This window comes from Mycobacterium sp. OAE908, from assembly GCF_017872775.1.
GTDB lineage: Bacteria > Actinomycetota > Actinomycetes > Mycobacteriales > Mycobacteriaceae > Mycobacterium.
The window spans coordinates 4,953,604-4,970,422 of record NZ_JAGGJL010000001.1; the positions used below are offsets into that span (position 1 = coordinate 4,953,604).

Below are 16,819 nucleotides of genomic sequence, written 5' to 3' on the forward strand. Positions count from 1 at the left end.
CGAAAGTATGTTCGAATCGCTGGTCGCAGCCGCCGCGGGTACTTCTGGTGCCGGCGGAGTGAGGGCGTGGACGTGCGTGGAGAACGCGGCGTGCGCGCGGCGGTTGGCCGCAAGCGCTGACGTCTTGGCGGCGCGGTGGTCTGCCGATGGGTCGGCCGAGCGCGACCAGTGGTGCCTCGACAATTGGGATGCGGTGGCTGCCGAGGTGGCCGCGGCGCAGAACGTTTCCCACGGGGTGGCGTCGCACCAATTATTGGTGGCGATGGCCTTGCGGGAGCGGCTCCCGCGCGTCGCTGAGGTCTTCGCGTCGGGGACGATCTCCTATCGATTGGTGACGACGATCGTCTCGCGCACCCGGCTGGTGCGCGACCCCGACGCCCGGACGCAGTTGGATGCGGCGATCGCAGCTGAGGTCGCGGGCTGGAGTGACCTGTCGGTGGCCAAGGCCGAGGCGGCGATAGACAGATGGGTGGACCGGATTGATCCAGGCGCATTGCGGCGCACGCAGACTAATTCCCGTGGCCGGCACCTGGACATCGTGCCCAACAACGACGGCAGCGGGCTGGACAGCGTCCAGGGCATGCTGTACGGCCACTACGGGGCTGCGCTGAATCAACGCCTCTTAAACATGGCCCGTGGCTTGTGCGACAAGGACCCCCGCACGGTTGATCAGCGCCGCTCCGATGCCATGGGCGCGTTGGCGATCGGCGCGGACCGGCTTGCGTGCGAATGCGGTGATCCGGAATGCTCGGCGACCGCCAATTCGGCGCCCAGCGGGCCTGTCATTCACGTCATCGCCGAGGAGCGCAGCTTGGCAGATGACACACCGGTACAGCTGGACGGCGAAACTCCGCCGACGTTCGGTGCGGATAAGCCGTTGCGGGAGAAGACGATTGCCGAAGTCTCGGCGCCTGAGCCGCAGACGGGGCCCGCGCACACCAATCCTGCGCTGGTGATCGGTGGCGGGATCATGCCCGCGCCGCTGCTGGCCGCCAAAGTCGCGAACGCTGCTACGATTCGGCCGCTGATTCATCCTGGGGATGCGCCACCGGAGCCGAGGTATGTGCCGTCACGGAAACTGGCCGACTTCGTACGCTGTCGGGATCTGACATGCCGTTTCCCCGGTTGTGATGAGCCTGCGTACCGCTGCGACCTGGACCACACGATCCCGTATCCGATTGGGCCCACGTGCGCATCGAACCTCGGCTGTCTGTGCCGAAAACACCACCTGCTCAAGACTTACTGGGGTTGGTCGGCCCAACAGTCACCTGACGGCACCTTCATCTGGAGGGCGCCCAGCGGACAGGCCTACACGACCTATCCAGGTAGCAGGCTGCATTTCCCGACGCTGTGCAAGCCCACCGCGCCCGTTGCGGGGCCGGTGCGCTCGCCGCGAGTGGCCTCCGGCCTGATGATGCCGCGCCGCAAGCACACTCGCGATTACCACCGGCAACGCAGTATCGAGGCCGAGCGCAAACTCAACGACGACCGCATCGCTGAGCGCAACAAGCCACCGCCGTTTTGAGCCCGGTCGAGTAGGCGCCTGGAATTTGGCGGATTTCCTTACTTACAACGGGATGTCTCGCTCTGGCATGCTGAATGCCATGACCGAGCCGCAGTTCAGTGGCAGTGAGAGTGGCAGTTCGCTCCCGCCGCCTGGGCAGCAGCCGAGTTACGTGCCGCCGCCGGCGGGCCAATATCCGCCGCCGCCAGGGCAGTACCCCCCGCCACCTGGCCAGTACCCGCCGCCGTATCCCCAGGCGTACATGGATCCCGCCGCGCCGTTCGGCCGCCACCCGCTGACCGGCGAGCCGCTGTCCGACAAGTCGAAGGTCGTCGCGGGGCTGCTGCAGTTGCTCGGGCTGTTCGGGCTCGTCGGCATCGGCCGCATCTATCTGGGCTACACCGGGCTTGGCATCGCGCAGCTCGTTGTCGGCATCGTCACCTGCGGCATCGGCGCAATCGTCTGGGGCATCATCGACGCGGTGTTGATGCTCACCGACAAGGTCCGCGACCCAGCGGGCCGTCCGCTGCGCGATGGCACCTAGCGCGACAAGTCGGGGACGGCGCTACGGCGCGCTCGGCACCGGCGCCGCAGCGTTGGGTGCGCTCGCTTATATCGGCATCGGTGATCCGCACCGCCCGAACTTCGCGTTCCCGACCTGCCCGTTCAAGGCCCTGACGGGTTGGAATTGCCCAGGCTGCGGCGGGTTGCGGATGACTCACGACCTGCTGCACGGCGACATCGCCGCCGCCATCGTCGACAACGTCTTCCTCCTCGTCGGTCTGCCGATGCTGGCCGCTTGGCTGCTCGTGCGCTGGCGGCGCGGGGAAAAGCTGATGCCGATGCCGGTCATCGTCGTGATCGCCATCGCCGCGATCACCTGGACAGTGGTGCGCAACCTGCCCGGGTTCCCGCTGGTCCCGACGCTTATCGCCGGGTAGTTCCACCGCTGCGCTGATACAATCACCAACCGGGCCGGTGCAGTCCCGGACAAGATTTTCCCGGACTGCGGAGGGGCCTCTCGATGCTGTATTCGGCATTCCCCAAACCTCAGGGTCTATACGACCCAGCAAACGAATCAGACTCCTGCGGCGTGGCCATGGTCGCCGACATCCAGGGTCGCCGCTCGCACGGCATCGTCGCCGACGGGCTGATCGCTTTGGAACACCTCGAACACCGCGGAGCCGCAGGCGCCGAACCCAACAGCGGTGACGGAGCGGGCATCCTCATCCAGCTGCCCGTCGAGCTCCTCACCGAGGTTGTCGATTTCGACCTGCCGGCTGTCACCGAGGCAGGCACCAACACGTTCGCCGCGGGCATCTGCTTCCTTCCGCAGGACGCCGACGCCCGCGCGGCCGCACAAGAAGGCGTCGAGGCCATCGCCGTCGAGGAAGGTCTACGTGTCCTCGGCTGGCGCACGGTACCCGTCGACGCCGACGGCGCCGAGGTCGGCGCCACGGCGCGAAGCTGCATGCCATACATGGCGCAGTTATTCGTCTCGGCTCCCGAAGGCGACGTCGGCGGCATTGATCTCGACCGTCGGGTCTACCCACTGCGCAAACGCGCCGAGCGTAGCGGCGTGTACTTCCCGTCGCTGTCGAGCCGCACCATCGTCTACAAGGGCATGCTCACGACAATGCAACTGCCCCAATACTTTCCGGATCTGCGCGACGAACGCTGCGTCAGTGCGATCGCCATCGTGCACAGCCGCTTTTCCACGAATACGTTCCCGTCGTGGCCGCTGGCCCACCCGTACCGCTTCGTCGCGCACAACGGCGAGATCAACACGGTGCGTGGCAACCGCAACCGCATGCATGCCCGCGAGGCCATGCTCGCCAGCTCGCAGATCCCCGGCGACCTGTCCCGGCTCTCGCCGATCTGTACGCCGGAGGCCTCCGATTCGGCCTCCTTCGACGAGGTGCTCGAACTGCTGCACCTCGGCGGCCGCAGCCTGCCGCACGCGGTGTTGATGATGATCCCCGAGGCGTGGGAGAACGCCACCACCATGGACGCTGCCGAGCGTGGGTTCTGGCAGTTCCACGCCTCGCTGATGGAACCGTGGGACGGCCCTGCCTGCGTGACGTTCACCGACGGCACGCTCGTCGGAGCGGTGTTGGACCGCAACGGATTACGGCCCGGCCGGTGGTGGCGAACCATCGACGACCGCATCATCTTGGCCAGTGAAAGCGGTGTGCTCGACGTGCCGTCCGCCGAGATCGTCGCCAAGGGACGGCTGCAGCCCGGGAAGATGTTCCTCGTCGACACCGCACAAGGCCGTATCGTCTCCGACGACGAGATCAAAGAGGACCTGAGCAAGCAGGAGCCCTACGGCGAATGGCTGCATGCCGGCCTACTCGACCTCAAGACCCTCCCCGAGCGGCACCGCGTCCAGCCCAACCACGAATCGGTGGTGCGCCGCCAGATCTCGTTCGGCTACTCCGAGGAAGACCTGCGCATCCTGCTGACCCCGATGGCGGCATCGGGCGCCGAACCGTTGGGGTCGATGGGCACCGACACCCCGACGGCCGTGCTGTCCCAACGCTCGCGGCTGCTCTACGACTATTTCGTCGAACTCTTCGCCCAGGTGACCAACCCGCCGCTCGACGCGATCCGCGAAGAGATCGTCACCTCCATGGCGCGCGTCATGGGCCCCGAGCAGAACCTGCTCGAACCGACCGCCGCGTCGTGTCGCCAGATCGTGCTCGGATGGCCCGTCCTCGACAACGACGAGCTCAACAAGATCGTCCACATCAACGATGACCACGAGCACCCCGGCCTGCGGACCACCGTGCTGAAGGCACTGTATGAGGTGGAACGCGGCGGTGAGGGTCTAGCCGATGCGCTGGAGGAACTGCAGCACCGGGCATGTGAGGCGATCGCCAAAGGTGCACGGACACTGGTCATCTCCGACCGCGACTCCGACCACACCAGAGCGCCGATCCCGTCGCTGCTTGCGGTCTCTGCGGTACACCACCACCTCGTCCGCACCAAGGAACGCACCTCGGTCGCGCTCGTCGTGGAAAGCGGTGACGCCCGCGAGGTCCATCACATCGCGATGCTCATCGGCTTCGGCGCAGCCGCGGTCAACCCGTATCTGGCTTTCGAGTCCATCGAGGACCTGATCCGCGAGGGCGAACTCACCGGCATCGAACCCGCCACCGCCGTGCGCAATTACCTCAAGGCGCTCGGCAAGGGCGTGATGAAGGTGATGAGCAAGATGGGCATCTCCACCGTCGCCTCCTATACGGGCGCACAGGGATTCGAGGCCGTCGGCATCAACAAAGACGTCATCGACGAGTACTTCACCGGAACGCCAACCCAACTCGGGGGAGCCGGACTGGACGTGATCGCGGAGGAAGTCAAGCTTCGCCATCGCCGCGCCTATCCGGAGAACCCGACCGAGCGGGTGCATCGTCGCCTCGAAGTAGGCGGTGAGTACGCGTTCCGTCGCGAGGGCGAGCTGCACTTGTTCACCCCGGAAGTTGTTTTCCTGCTTCAGCATTCCACGCGCACCGGCCGGCATGAGGTCTTCCAGCAGTACTCCGACGAGGTGAACCGGCTGTCGAAGGAGGGCGGCACGCTACGGGGACTGTTCGATTTCAAGAAGGTGAGGCCGCCAGTCCCGCTGGAGGAGGTCGAGTCCGTCGAATCGATCGTCACCCGCTTCAACACCGGCGCGATGAGCTACGGCTCCATCTCCGCCGAAGCCCACGAGACCATGGCCGTCGCCATGAACAACCTCGGCGGCCGGTCGAACTCCGGTGAGGGCGGCGAGGACGTCGACCGGCTTCATGACCCGAGGCGCCGCAGCGCCGTCAAGCAGGTCGCAAGTGGTCGCTTCGGTGTCACCAGCGACTACCTGGTGAACGCCACCGACATTCAGATCAAGATGGCCCAAGGCGCCAAACCCGGTGAGGGCGGCCAGCTTCCGGGCTTCAAGGTGTATCCGAACATCGCCAAGACCCGGCACTCGACGCCAGGCGTCGGGCTGATCAGCCCGCCGCCGCACCACGACATCTATTCGATCGAGGACCTGGCTCAGCTGATCCATGACCTGAAGAACGCCAACTCCGAGGCCCGCATCCATGTCAAGCTCGTCAGCTCGGTCGGTGTGGGAACGGTCGCCGCGGGCGTGTCGAAAGCGCATGCGGACGTGGTGCTGATCTCGGGCTACGACGGTGGCACGGGTGCCGCTCCGCTGACGAGCCTCAAACACGCCGGGGTGCCATGGGAGATCGGCCTCGCCGACACCCAGCAGACGTTGGTGCTCAACGGGTTGCGTGACCGCATCACCGTGCAGTGCGACGGTGGGATGCGGACGGCGCGCGACGTGATCGTCGCCGCGCTGCTCGGTGCCGAGGAGTACGGCTTCGCCACCGCGCCGTTGGTGGTGTCGGGCTGCATCATGATGCGGGTGTGTCACCTCGACACCTGCCCGGTCGGCGTCGCGACCCAAAACCCGGAACTGCGGGCCAGATTCAACGGCAAGCCCGAGTTCGTCGAGAACTTCTTCCGGTTCATCGCCGAGGACATCCGGCGGTATCTGGCCGAGCTGGGCTTCCGCAGCCTCGATGAGGCCATCGGCCACGCCGAGATGCTCGACACCGCCGAGGGCATCGCGCACTGGAAGACCCAGGGCCTCGACCTGACCCCGGTGTTCGCCGTGCCTGACGGCCCTCAGCGCCGCCGCACCACCACTCAAGACCACGGCCTGGATCAAGCCCTGGACCGCACCCTGATCCAGCTCGCCGAGGGCGCCCTCGAGGACGCTCACCCGGTGAGGCTCGAGCTGCCTGTGCGCAACGTCAACCGCACCGTCGGCACGCTGCTGGGCTCGGAGGTGACTCGCCGCTACGGCGCACAAGGCCTGCCCGACAACACGATTCATGTCACGCTCACCGGATCGGCGGGCCAGTCGATCGGCGCGTTCCTGCCGCCAGGCATCACGCTCGAGTTGATCGGCGATGCGAATGATTATGTCGGCAAGGGTCTTTCGGGCGGTCGGGTGATCGTCCGGCCACCGGACGACGTCTTGTTCCTGCCCGAGGACAACGTGATCGCGGGCAATACGTTGCTGTTCGGCGCCACTTCCGGCGAGGTGTACCTGCGCGGGCGGGTCGGGGAGCGGTTCGCCGCGCGCAACTCCGGTGCGCTCACCGTCGTCGAAGGGGTTGGCGACCACGCCTGTGAGTACATGACCGGCGGACGCGTCGTGGTTCTCGGCAAGACCGGCCGGAACATGGCCGCGGGCATGTCCGGCGGTATCGCGTTCGTGCTGGGGCTTGACCCGAGAAAGGTCAACACCGAGATGGTCGAGCTGCAGCGCCTCGAGCCCGAGGACCTGACCTGGCTGCACGACGTGATCGCCAAACACGCCGGCTACACCGGAAGCACCCTCGCCACGTCGGTGCTCTCCGATTGGCCAAGGCGCAGCGCACAATTCACGAAGGTCATGCCGACCGACTACCAGCGCGTGCTGCAGGCCACCTTGGTGGCCAAGCGGGAGGGCAGGGACGTGGACACCGCGATCATGGAGGCCAGCCGTGGCTGACCCAACCGGTTTTCTGAAGATACCCAGGGTCGAAGCCGCCAAGCGACCCGTGGACGAGCGCGTCGGTGACTGGCATGAGGTCTACGAACGCCAGGATCCCCACGAGCGCGCAGGCGAGGTGTCCCAGCAGGCCGGCCGCTGCATGGACTGCGGAATCCCGTTCTGCCACTCGGGAACCGCTGGCTGTCCGCTCGGCAACCTGATCCCCGAGTGGAACGACCTGGTCCGCCGTGGTCGCTGGGATGCAGCGAGCGATCGGCTGCACGCCACCAACAACTTCCCGGAGTTCACCGGCAGGCTGTGCCCCGCGCCGTGTGAAACCGCCTGCGTGCTCTCCATCGCCGAGGAGCAGACCGGCGGCAGCGTGACGATCAAGCGGATCGAGCAGACGATCGCCGATCACGCCTGGATGTACGGCATCGTCGAGCCCGAGCCTGCCGCTATCTCCACTGGCAAAAAGGTCGCGGTCGTCGGTTCCGGGCCGGCGGGACTTGCTGCCGCACAACAACTCACGCGGGCCGGCCACGACGTCACCGTGTATGAGCGCGACGACCGCATCGGCGGGTTGATGCGCTACGGCATCCCCGAGTACAAGCTGGAGAAGGCCACGCTGAACCAGCGGCTGGCCCAAATGCGCGCTGAGGGAACCCGTTTCGTCACCGAAACCGAAGTCGGCGTCGACATCACGGTCGAACAGCTCAGAGCGCAATACGACGCGATAGTGCTCGCAGTGGGCGCGCTGAGGGGTCGGGACAACGACGTCGAGGGACGCCACCTCAAGGGCGTGCACCTCGCGATGGAGCATCTGGTGCCCGCGAACAAGGAGTGCGAGGGCGACGGGCCGAGCCCGCTGTCCGCCAAGGACAAGCACGTGGTGATCATCGGCGGCGGCGACACCGGTGCCGACTGCCTGGGCACCGCGCACCGGCAGGGCGCCAAGTCCGTGACGCAACTGGACTACAACCCCGAGCCGCCGGAGTACCGAGACGAGTCCCGCTCGCCGTGGCCGATGTGGCCGATCGTGCTGCGCACCCGGCTCTCGCCCGCGCACGCCGAGGGTGGCGCCCGCCACTACGAGGTCGCGGTGCAGCGATTCCTCGGCGACGAGCACGGCCACCTGCGCGCGATGGAGATCGCGGAGGTCAAGGTCGACCGCGACGACGACGGTCGCAGACGCATCACCCCGGTTGGGGAGTCGCTTGAGATTCCCTGTGAATTGGCGCTGCTTGCCATCGGCTTCGACGGTGTCGAGCACATGCCGCTGCTGGACGGTCTTGGTCTGACACTGAACCGGCGCGGGGCTTTGCCGTGCGGCTCGGATTGGCAGACAGCCGCCCCCGGCGTGTTTGTCTGCGGTGACGCGCACCGCGGCGCGTCGCTGATCGTGTGGGCCATCGCGGAGGGTCGCAGCGCCGCGCACGCCGTCGATACATACCTGATGGGCGAGTCGGATCTGCCCGAACCTGTCAAGCCGGGAGCGCTTCCCCTGGCCGTCGTCTGAACCGATTCACCGCTATGCTCATCAACCGTGAATAGACGCGGAAAAATCGTCTGTACGCTCGGCCCGGCCACCGCAACGGACGAGACTTTGCGGGCTCTGGTCGAGGCAGGGATGGACGTCGCACGGCTCAACTTCAGCCACGGCGATTACGCCGATCACGAGGCCAACTACAAGCGGGTGCGCGCCGCTTCCGACCTGACCGGGCACGCCGTCGGCATCATGGCCGACCTACAGGGCCCCAAGATCCGCCTCGGCCGTTTCAAGGACGGCCCGACCTTCTGGGCCAACGGCGAAACGGTGCGCATCACCGTCGATGATTGCGAAGGCAACCACGACCGGGTGTCCACCACGTACAAGCGACTGGCCGAGGACGCCACACCCGGCGACCGCGTGCTCGTCGATGACGGCAACGTGGGCCTGCTGGTGCAGAGCATCGACGGAAACGACGTCGTCTGCACCGTCACCGAAGGTGGACCGGTCAGCAACAACAAGGGCATGTCGCTGCCCGGCATGAACGTCTCGGCCCCCGCGCTTTCGGGCAAGGACATCGACGACCTCGAGTTTGCGCTGCGGCTTGGCGTCGACCTGATCGCGCTGTCGTTCGTCCGCTCGCCCGCAGACATCGAGCTCGTCCACGAGATCATGGACCGCGTCGGCAGGCGGGTACCGGTGATCGCCAAGCTCGAAAAGCCCGAAGCCATCGACAATCTCGAGGCGATCGTGCTGGCATTCGATGCGATCATGGTCGCTCGCGGTGATCTCGGCGTCGAACTGCCGCTCGAAGAAGTGCCGCTGGTGCAGAAGCGTGCGATCCAAATGGCAAGGGAGAACGCGAAACCCGTCATCGTCGCCACCCAGATGCTGGAGTCGATGATCGAGAACTCCCGGCCGACCCGGGCCGAGGCCTCCGACGTCGCCAACGCTGTGCTCGACGGCGCCGACGCGGTGATGCTCTCCGGCGAGACATCGGTTGGCAAGTTCCCGCTGGAGGCCGTCAAGACGATGGCGCGCATCATCGCCGCGGTGGAGGAGAACTCCGTCGCCGCACCACCTCTCGCGCATGTGCCACGCACCAAGCGCGGCGTCATCTCGTATGCCGCCCGCGACATCGGTGAGCGGCTGGATGCCAAGGCGCTTGTCGCGTTCACCCAATCCGGCGACACGGTGCGCAGACTCGCAAGGCTGCACACCCCGCTGCCGGTGCTGGCGTTCACGTCCCTGCCCGAAGTCCGCAGCCAGTTGGCGCTGACGTGGGGCACCGAGACGTTCATCGTGCCGCACATCGCCAGCACCGACGGCATGATCCGGCAGGTGGACAAGTCGCTGCTGGAACTCGGCCGCTACAAGCGCGGCGAGTTGGTGGTCATCGTCGCAGGCGCTCCGCCCGGCACAGTAGGCTCCACGAATCTGATCCACGTGCACAGGATCGGGGAGGAAGACGTCTAGTCGGATCAGGAGGTTTTGAGTGTCGACAGCGGACTTCAAAGAGCTGCTGGCGATCCTCGACCTCGCTCGCGAGGACGGCGACCTTTTCATCGGTTCGCACCCGAGCAAGAACCCGATAAGAACCTTCGGCGGCCAGATGATGGCCCAGGCCTTCGTGGCCGCCAGCCGCAGCCTCGAGCACGAAATTCCGCCGAGCGCGATGTCGGTGCATTTCATCGCAGGCGGGGATCCGGAGAAGGATCTCGAATTCCATGTGGTGCGACTGCGCGACGAGCGTCGCTTCGCCAACCGTCGCGTCGACGTGATGCAGGACGGTCAAGTGTTGACCACGGCCATGGTCTCCTACCTGGCCGGCGGGCAAGGGCTCGAACACGGCGTCGAACCTCCCGTGCTCACCGACCCGGAATCGCTACTGCCGGTGGATGATCTGCTGCAGGGATACGAGGACGTCGTGCCGCATTTCGTCGAGGCGCTGCGGCCGATCGACTGGCGCTACACCAACGACCCGGCGTGGGTGATGCGCGACAAGGGCGAGCGGCTCCCACACAACCGGGTCTGGATGAGGACGGTCGCGCGGATGCCCGACGACCCGGTCATGCACGCCGCCGCGATGGTGTATTCGTCGGACACCACCGTGCTCGACTCGATCATCACCACGCACGGCCTGTCGTGGGGCTACGACCGCATCTTCGCCGTGACCACCAACCATTCGGTGTGGTTTCACCGGCCGGTGCACTTCGACGAATGGGTGCTTTACTCCACGTCCTCGCCGGTGGCGGCGGATTCGCGGGGCCTTGGCACCGGACATTTCTTCAACCGGTCGGGCCAACTGCTGGCCACCGTCGTTCAGGAAGGCATCGTCAAGTATTTCCCGGGTAAAGCAAGGTAGCGAGCGTAACCTTTTGCTGTGAGCGAATCGCACGTCAATTTTGCTCCGAAGCTGCGCGCACGTGAGCGTGTCGTCGTCCACGTGGATTCTCCTGCCGCGCGCTGGATCGGCGCGCTTGCGGTGCTGTCCATGTTCTGCTGGCTGATCCTGCTTCTCACCCGCGACCACGACCGCGACTGGCATGCCGCGGGTCGGCTGGCATGGTCGCTGACGCTGCTGTCCGCCGTCGCGTTGATCGCCCGCGGCATCTTTCTCGGCAGGCCCGTTACGGCGGCACACGCCTGGCTGGCTCTGGCCGCGGTGATCGTCGGTCTCGGCGCGCATGTGCTGGTGTTCGACCTCGTCGGCAACCTATTTATCGTCGCGGCAGGCGGGCTGCTGATGTGGCCTACCAGCGCCAGACCGAATCCGGCTGACCTGCACCAGATTTGGGCCCTCGTCGACATGACGACCGATGATCCGCTCGCGCCGTTCGCGATGCAGGACTTGAAGTGCTACCACTTCAACGCTGACCGCACTGCGGCCATCGCATACCGGACCCGGATGGGCTATGCCGTGGTCAGCGGCGATCCGATCGGCGACGAATCCCGCTACCCCGAACTCGTCGCCGACTTCGCCGCGATGTGTCACTCCCACGGCTGGCGCATGGTCGTGCTGGGCTGCAGCCAACGACGGTTGGCGCTGTGGGCCGACGCGACCGTGCTGGGCCAGTCACTGCGCGCTGTGCCGATCGGGCGCGATGTGGTCATCGATGTGACCGCGTTCGACATGGTCGGCCGCAAGTACCGCAACCTGCGGCAGGCCGTGCAGCGCACGTGGAACTCCGGGCTGACCACCGAGGTGGTGTCCGAGCAGGGCCTCGATGACGACACGCTCGCCGAGTTGACCGATGTGCTGCTGGCCTCCCCCAAGGGGGCGCGCACCGAACGCGGCTTCTCGATGTGTCTGGACGGTGCCCTCGAGGGACGGTATCCCGGCGTGCAGTTGATCATCGCCCGCGACAGGGACGGCCGGGTGCAGGGCTTTCACCGATATGCGACCGCGGGACACGGCAGCGAGGTATCCCTCGACGTGCCGTGGCGGCGCCGCGGTGCGCCCAATGGCATCGACGAGCGCCTGTCAGTGGACATGATCGCCTGGGCCCGTGACAACGGGGCGCACCGGCTGTCGTTGGCGTTCGCGGCGTTCCCCGAGATCTTCAACGACAAGCATCGCGGCAAGATCGCGAACCTGATCTACACGGCGATTCACCTGGGCGACGCGCTGATTGCGCTCGAATCGCTCTACCGGTATCTGCGCAAATTCCATGCGCTCGGCGATCGCCGCTATGTGATGGCGTCGCTGACGCAGATCCTGCCGCTGCTGATCGTGCTGCTGTCGCTGGAATTCATGCCGAGGCGGCGACGGCTGAGCTAGGGACTGGGCGTCAGCGTCACCGAGAACTGATTCTCGACATGTTGCCGGAATTCGTCGGCGCACTTCTGGATCGCCTGCTCGTCGGAGCCCGCCTTGGATAGGCAGTCGACGTAGTTGGACCCACCCATCTCGTCGAACATCCCGATCCAGATCGGGATGAAAACCAGCGAGACGATGATCGCCAAGAACCCCAACACGATTCCGGCGATCGCGACGCCGCCGTTGGTGGCCTCGCCCCGCTTGACCCGGCCGCGCGCGACGAACCCGATGATGATGGCCGCGACACCGAGAATGACGCCGCCCGCCACCGTCCAGCAGAACACCAAGCCGACGATCGCAACCACCAACGCGGCGACCCCCAGCCCGTTGCGGGGCCCGACCGCAGGGGCGTAGCCGGCGTAGGGCGGCGGTGGCGGCGGGGGATAGTTGCTGGGGTACTGACCCCACTGCGGTGGTGGCGGGGGTGGCGGCGGTTCGCTCATGCCGGTGAGGCTACTCGCCAGAGCTGAGTTTGAGCACGGGACAGACAACGTCGGCGGGCAGATGGTGAGTCGCGACCACAACGGTGCGGGTGGCGGGGAAAAGCGCGCCGGGGGTGAGGAGTTCGCTCAGCAGCCGGTCACTGTCGGCGGCGTCGAGATGTTCGGTCGGTTCGTCGAGAAGCACCGTCGGCGTCGTGCAGGTCAGCGCCCGCGCCAGCAGCAGGCGCCTGCGCTGCCCAGCCGAGACAGCCGCTGCGCCGCCGACGAGCACCGTGGCCAATCCGTCCGGCAGGGCGTCCAGCCAATCGCCAAGGCCGACGCGCTGCAGTGCATCTCGTAGCTCCTCGTCGGTGGCATCGCCTCGGGCGACCAGCAAGTTGTCGCGCACGGTGGTGGCGAAAATATGCGCATCTTCGGCGAAAAATGCTTCTTCCGAAGGATTTTCGGCCATCGCCAGCAATAGAGTGGTCTTGCCCGAACCGCTCGGCCCGGTTACCGCCAGCCGGTCACCGGCTTCGAGCGCGACGGGTGTCGCGGGCGGCCGCGCCCTCAACTCGACAGCAGGCGCGGTGAGGTCGAGTAACCGCCGGGCCGCGAGCCGCGAGCGGGTCAGTTGCACAGCGGCAGCGGGCAACACGGTGGTCGCTTCAAACGCCGCGAGCGGCACCAGCATCAGTATCGCCACTGTCATCGGTGCGACTTCGTTGGCGATCCCGATGGCGGCGACGACGGCGCCGAGCACGCTCACGCCGAGTGCCGCGGTCGGCGCGGCGGCGGCCACGGCCGCGGGCCGAGCCGCTCGATCGGCGGCGCGGCCCCACGCACGATAACGGTGCTCGGCTTCGGCGACGATGTCGTCAAGGCGGCCGGCGACCCGCAACTCGGGCCCGTGGTCGAGGGCCAGCATGACAGCTACGTCGCGACCGGAATGATGTTGGGCCGCAATATCTTCGGCGGCAGAGGCGGCGCGGGCGGACAGCCACGGCGCGATCACCCCCGCGATGACAAGGCAGACGGCGAGGATAACCGCGGCGGCGGGGGAGATGACCGCGATCGCGGCCACTGCCGCCACCGAGAGCACCGCAGCGACCGCGATCGGCAACACCGCACGCACCAGCACGTCGGCGAGTTCGTCGACCGACGCGCCGATGCGGGCCACCAGATCCCCGCTGGGTAGCCGCATCGCGACCTCGGCAGGCGCCTCCGCGAGCCTGCGGTACAGGGTTTCGCGGGTGTCGGCGGCGGCCCGAAGCGCGGTGTCGTGCGTCGCCAGTCGCTGGCAATAACCGAGCACACCGCGCGTGATACCCAGTGCGCGCACCGCGACCACCGCCACCGACAGGTCGAGCACGGGCGGCATCTGCCACGCCCTGGTGATCAGCCAGGCCGAGACGCCCGTCAACGCCAGCGCGCTGCCCAGCGACAGCACGCCCAGTGCCACGGCCAGCAACAGCCGCGGCAGTCGGGGGCGCAACAGCTCACGCATCGACCAAGCTCCCCATGTGTACGACCCGGTCGCCGATGGCCAGCACCGGGTCGCGGTGGCCGACAACCAGTACCGCCGCTCCCGCCCGTGCGCGCGCCACGATCTCCTGCAGCACCCGGGCCTCCAACGCTGCGTCCAGGTGCGAGGTCGGCTCATCGAGGAGCAACACCGATGCGCTGGACCCGAAGACGCGTGCCAGGCCGAGGCGCTGGCGTTGGCCAAGTGAGAGACCGACCCCTCCGCGGCCGATCACGGTATCCAATCCGTCCGGCAGCACCGCCAGAACCTGATCGAAACCTGCGGCGCGGCAGGCTTTGTCGAGATCGATCAACGGTCCGAACAGCTGAAGGTTGTCCCGGATGCTGCCCGGCACCAGGACGGGACGCTGGGCGAGCCACGCGACCTGGCCCCACCATGGCTGCGGTTGCGGCGAATCGAGGCCGAGCATGTGCTGCAACAGCGTCGTCTTGCCGACGCCGTTCGGTCCTGTCAACACGGTCACCAGGCCCGGCTCGAGCTCGACCTCCAGTGCGGGTGCATTTGCCGGTGCCGGCGAGGTGGCCTCGAGTAGCTCAAAAGCCTTGTCAGCAGCGACCTTTCCGTCCTGTGCCGCGTGGAACTCCATGCCAACGCGGCGCAGCGGCCAGAACACCTCCGGCGCCAGCAGTAGCGCCGTGAGGCCGGCCGCCAGCGTCATATCGCCGAACACGAGGCGCAAGCCAACCGCCACCGCGACGAGCGCGACGCCGAGCGTGGCCAGCAGCTCGAGCACCAGCGCCGACAGGAACGCGATGCGCAGCGTGGACATCGCCGAGCGGCGATGGGCCGCACCGAGTTCGGCGATCCGTTGCGCGGAGCCGCCCACCCGGCCCAGTGCCCGCAGTGTCGGAATGCCCGCCACCAGATCCAGCAGCCGTGACTGCAGTGTGGTCATCGCGGCCAGTGCTGCCGCGGACCGGTCGCGGGTGAGCAGCCCGATGAGCACCATGAAGATCGGGATGAGGGGGAGCGCGATCACGACGACGACCGCGGATCGCCAGTCGTAAACCGCGATGACCACTACCGCGGCCGGGGTGAGAATGCCCGCGAGGAACAGCGAGGGCAGGTACGAGGTGAAATACGGTCGCAACCCGTCCAGCCCCCTGGTGATCAGCGCGGCAGCGGAATCACGCTGTGCCGCGAGTTGCCGAGGTGGCAGCGCGGTCACCTTGCGCAACACCTCGCCCCCCAGTTCGCCTATCACCGCCGTGGCACCCCGCTGGGACAGCCGGCCCTGCAGCCACTGCGCCCCGGCGCGGATCACCCAGAGCGCGACCAGGATCCAGATGGCATCGGCCCAATGCGCGACGGTGCGCGAGGCCGGGTCGGTGATCACGCCGGCGACGATGTGCGCCAGCACCACGGCGGAGGCGATGGCGGCGCCGCTGATCACCACACCGCAGACCACCGATGCGGCAAGGAAGCGCCGCATCGCGGTGGAAGCCTGCAGTAGGTTCAGCTCGACCGCCTCGCCAGCCCGATGGATGCCGGTATGGCGTCGGCGGTGATCCGGCGGCGAAACACCCAATACGTCCAGCCCTGGTAGATCATCACCAGCGGGAGCAACGTCAGCGACGCCCACGACATGATCTTCAGCGTGTACGCAGTGGACGACCCGTTGTAGATCGTCACGCTCCACTGCGGATTCAGCGTGGACGGCAACAGGTTTGGATACATCGAACCGAACACCAGTACCGCGACGGCCGCGATCACGATGACCGTCGACACGAACGCCAAGCCCTCCCTGCGCCGCGCCCACATCAATGCGACAGCGATCAACAGCGCGACGACCGCGACGCCGAGCGGCAGCCAGGTCCACGGCTTGCCGTGGGCGAGCTGTGTCCACAGCCCGAAGCCACCGGCCAACACAATCGCAGGCAGTGACAGCACACGCGCGAATCGGAATGCGTCGTCGCGCACGGGTCCCGCGGTTTTCAACGCGATGAACACGGCCCCATAGAAGGCGAACAGCGATGCGGTCGCGAGACCGCCGAGCAGCGTGTACGGGTTGAGCACGTCACCGATGGACAGGTGGACGCGGTGCTCGGCGTCAATCGGCAAGCCGCGCAGCAGGATTGCGAATGCGACGCCCCATAGGATCGCGGGCAGCCATGATCCGAGCGCAATACCCGTATCGGCGCGCGATCGCCACGTGGGGTCCTCTATCTTGCCGCGCCACTCGATGCCGACGATGCGCAGGATCATCCCGAAAAGGATCGCCAGCAGCGGCAAGTAGAGGGCAGAGAACATCGTCGCATACCAATTGGGGAACGCCGCGAACATCGCCGCGCCCGCGGTGATCAGCCAAACTTCGTTGGCATCCCACACCGGGCCGATGGTGTTCAACACTGCGCGCCTGCGGTTTTCGGGTTCGCCCTCGCCCGTCGCCCCCAGCGGCGCCATCAGCATCCCGACCCCGAAGTCGAAGCCCTCGAGCACCAGGAAGCCGAGGAACAGCGCCGCGATGAGGAAGAACCACAGTTGTTGAAGTCCCACGATCCACTC

The 16,819-nt window shown here is 66.8% G+C and carries 12 protein-coding genes; 8 read left to right on the top strand and 4 right to left on the bottom strand.

Going from position 1 to position 16,819, the window contains the following annotated elements; genetic code table 11:
* The first annotated feature begins 7 nt into the window (after positions 1-7).
* The 8 genes from J3E61_RS24460 to J3E61_RS24495 all read left to right on the top strand — a co-directional run bounded on the left by J3E61_RS24460 (position 8) and on the right by J3E61_RS24495 (position 12,307).
* Entirely contained in the window at positions 8-1,525 is a 1,518-nt protein-coding gene (locus J3E61_RS24460) for a DUF222 domain-containing protein (RefSeq protein WP_210085286.1), read from the top strand.
* 79 nt (positions 1,526-1,604) lie between these two features.
* The gene (locus J3E61_RS24465) at positions 1,605-2,048 is read left to right on the top strand and encodes a TM2 domain-containing protein (RefSeq protein WP_210085287.1); all 444 of its coding nucleotides are present in this window, start codon (positions 1,605-1,607) and stop codon (positions 2,046-2,048) included.
* Entirely contained in the window at positions 2,038-2,445 is a 408-nt protein-coding gene (locus J3E61_RS24470; RefSeq protein WP_192720530.1) for a DUF2752 domain-containing protein, read from the top strand. The genes J3E61_RS24465 and J3E61_RS24470 overlap by 11 nt, the downstream gene beginning before the upstream one ends.
* Positions 2,446-2,528: 83 nt before the next feature.
* The gene (gene gltB / locus J3E61_RS24475; protein ID WP_210085288.1) at positions 2,529-7,055 is read left to right on the top strand and encodes a glutamate synthase large subunit; all 4,527 of its coding nucleotides are present in this window, start codon (positions 2,529-2,531) and stop codon (positions 7,053-7,055) included.
* Complete coding sequence (locus tag J3E61_RS24480) at positions 7,048-8,556, top strand: glutamate synthase subunit beta (protein ID WP_210085289.1); 1,509 nt, start codon at positions 7,048-7,050, stop codon at positions 8,554-8,556. Before gltB ends, J3E61_RS24480 begins: the two co-directional genes overlap by 8 nt.
* Before the next feature lie 27 nt (positions 8,557-8,583).
* Positions 8,584-10,002 carry a pyruvate kinase gene (gene pyk / locus J3E61_RS24485; protein WP_192720527.1) on the top strand — a complete coding sequence of 473 codons (1,419 nt, stop codon included), beginning with the start codon at positions 8,584-8,586 and terminating at the stop codon, positions 10,000-10,002.
* A gap of 19 nt (positions 10,003-10,021) precedes the next feature.
* Entirely contained in the window at positions 10,022-10,891 is an 870-nt protein-coding gene (locus J3E61_RS24490) for an acyl-CoA thioesterase II (RefSeq protein WP_210085290.1), read from the top strand.
* An 18-nt stretch (positions 10,892-10,909) separates the two neighbouring features.
* The gene (locus tag J3E61_RS24495; RefSeq protein ID WP_210085291.1) at positions 10,910-12,307 is read left to right on the top strand and encodes a DUF2156 domain-containing protein; all 1,398 of its coding nucleotides are present in this window, start codon (positions 10,910-10,912) and stop codon (positions 12,305-12,307) included.
* Here the strand turns inward: J3E61_RS24495 and J3E61_RS24500 are convergent.
* From J3E61_RS24500 to cydB, 4 genes are read right to left on the bottom strand one after another with little or no spacing between them, the layout of a single operon-like run.
* Entirely contained in the window at positions 12,304-12,789 is a 486-nt protein-coding gene (locus J3E61_RS24500; protein ID WP_192720524.1) for a DUF4190 domain-containing protein, read from the bottom strand. The genes J3E61_RS24495 and J3E61_RS24500 overlap by 4 nt on opposite strands.
* A 10-nt stretch (positions 12,790-12,799) precedes the next feature.
* Entirely contained in the window at positions 12,800-14,275 is a 1,476-nt protein-coding gene (locus J3E61_RS24505; RefSeq protein ID WP_210085292.1) for an ATP-binding cassette domain-containing protein, read from the bottom strand.
* A complete protein-coding gene (locus J3E61_RS24510; RefSeq protein WP_210085681.1) occupies positions 14,268-15,746 on the bottom strand; it encodes an ATP-binding cassette domain-containing protein in 1,479 nt (492 codons plus the stop codon). Before J3E61_RS24510 ends, J3E61_RS24505 begins: the two co-directional genes overlap by 8 nt.
* 23 nt (positions 15,747-15,769) lie before the next feature.
* Entirely contained in the window at positions 15,770-16,810 is a 1,041-nt protein-coding gene (gene cydB / locus J3E61_RS24515) for a cytochrome d ubiquinol oxidase subunit II (RefSeq protein WP_210085293.1), read from the bottom strand.
* Between the last annotated feature and the right edge of the window lie 9 nt (positions 16,811-16,819).

What these genes read in the sequence shown, in the direction of transcription:
- J3E61_RS24460 (WP_210085286.1), top strand. Translation starts at nt 8, where the DNA reads ATGTTCGAATCGCTGGTCGCAGCCGCCGCGGGTACTTCTGGTGCCGGC.
- J3E61_RS24465 (WP_210085287.1), top strand. Translation starts at nt 1,605, where the DNA reads ATGACCGAGCCGCAGTTCAGTGGCAGTGAGAGTGGCAGTTCGCTCCCG.
- J3E61_RS24470 (WP_192720530.1), top strand. Translation starts at nt 2,038, where the DNA reads ATGGCACCTAGCGCGACAAGTCGGGGACGGCGCTACGGCGCGCTCGGC.
- gltB (WP_210085288.1), top strand. Translation starts at nt 2,529, where the DNA reads ATGCTGTATTCGGCATTCCCCAAACCTCAGGGTCTATACGACCCAGCA.
- J3E61_RS24500 (WP_192720524.1), bottom strand. Translation starts at nt 12,789, where the DNA reads ATGAGCGAACCGCCGCCACCCCCGCCACCACCGCAGTGGGGTCAGTAC.
- J3E61_RS24505 (WP_210085292.1), bottom strand. Translation starts at nt 14,275, where the DNA reads ATGCGTGAGCTGTTGCGCCCCCGACTGCCGCGGCTGTTGCTGGCCGTG.
- J3E61_RS24510 (WP_210085681.1), bottom strand. Translation starts at nt 15,746, where the DNA reads ATGCGGCGCTTCCTTGCCGCATCGGTGGTCTGCGGTGTGGTGATCAGC.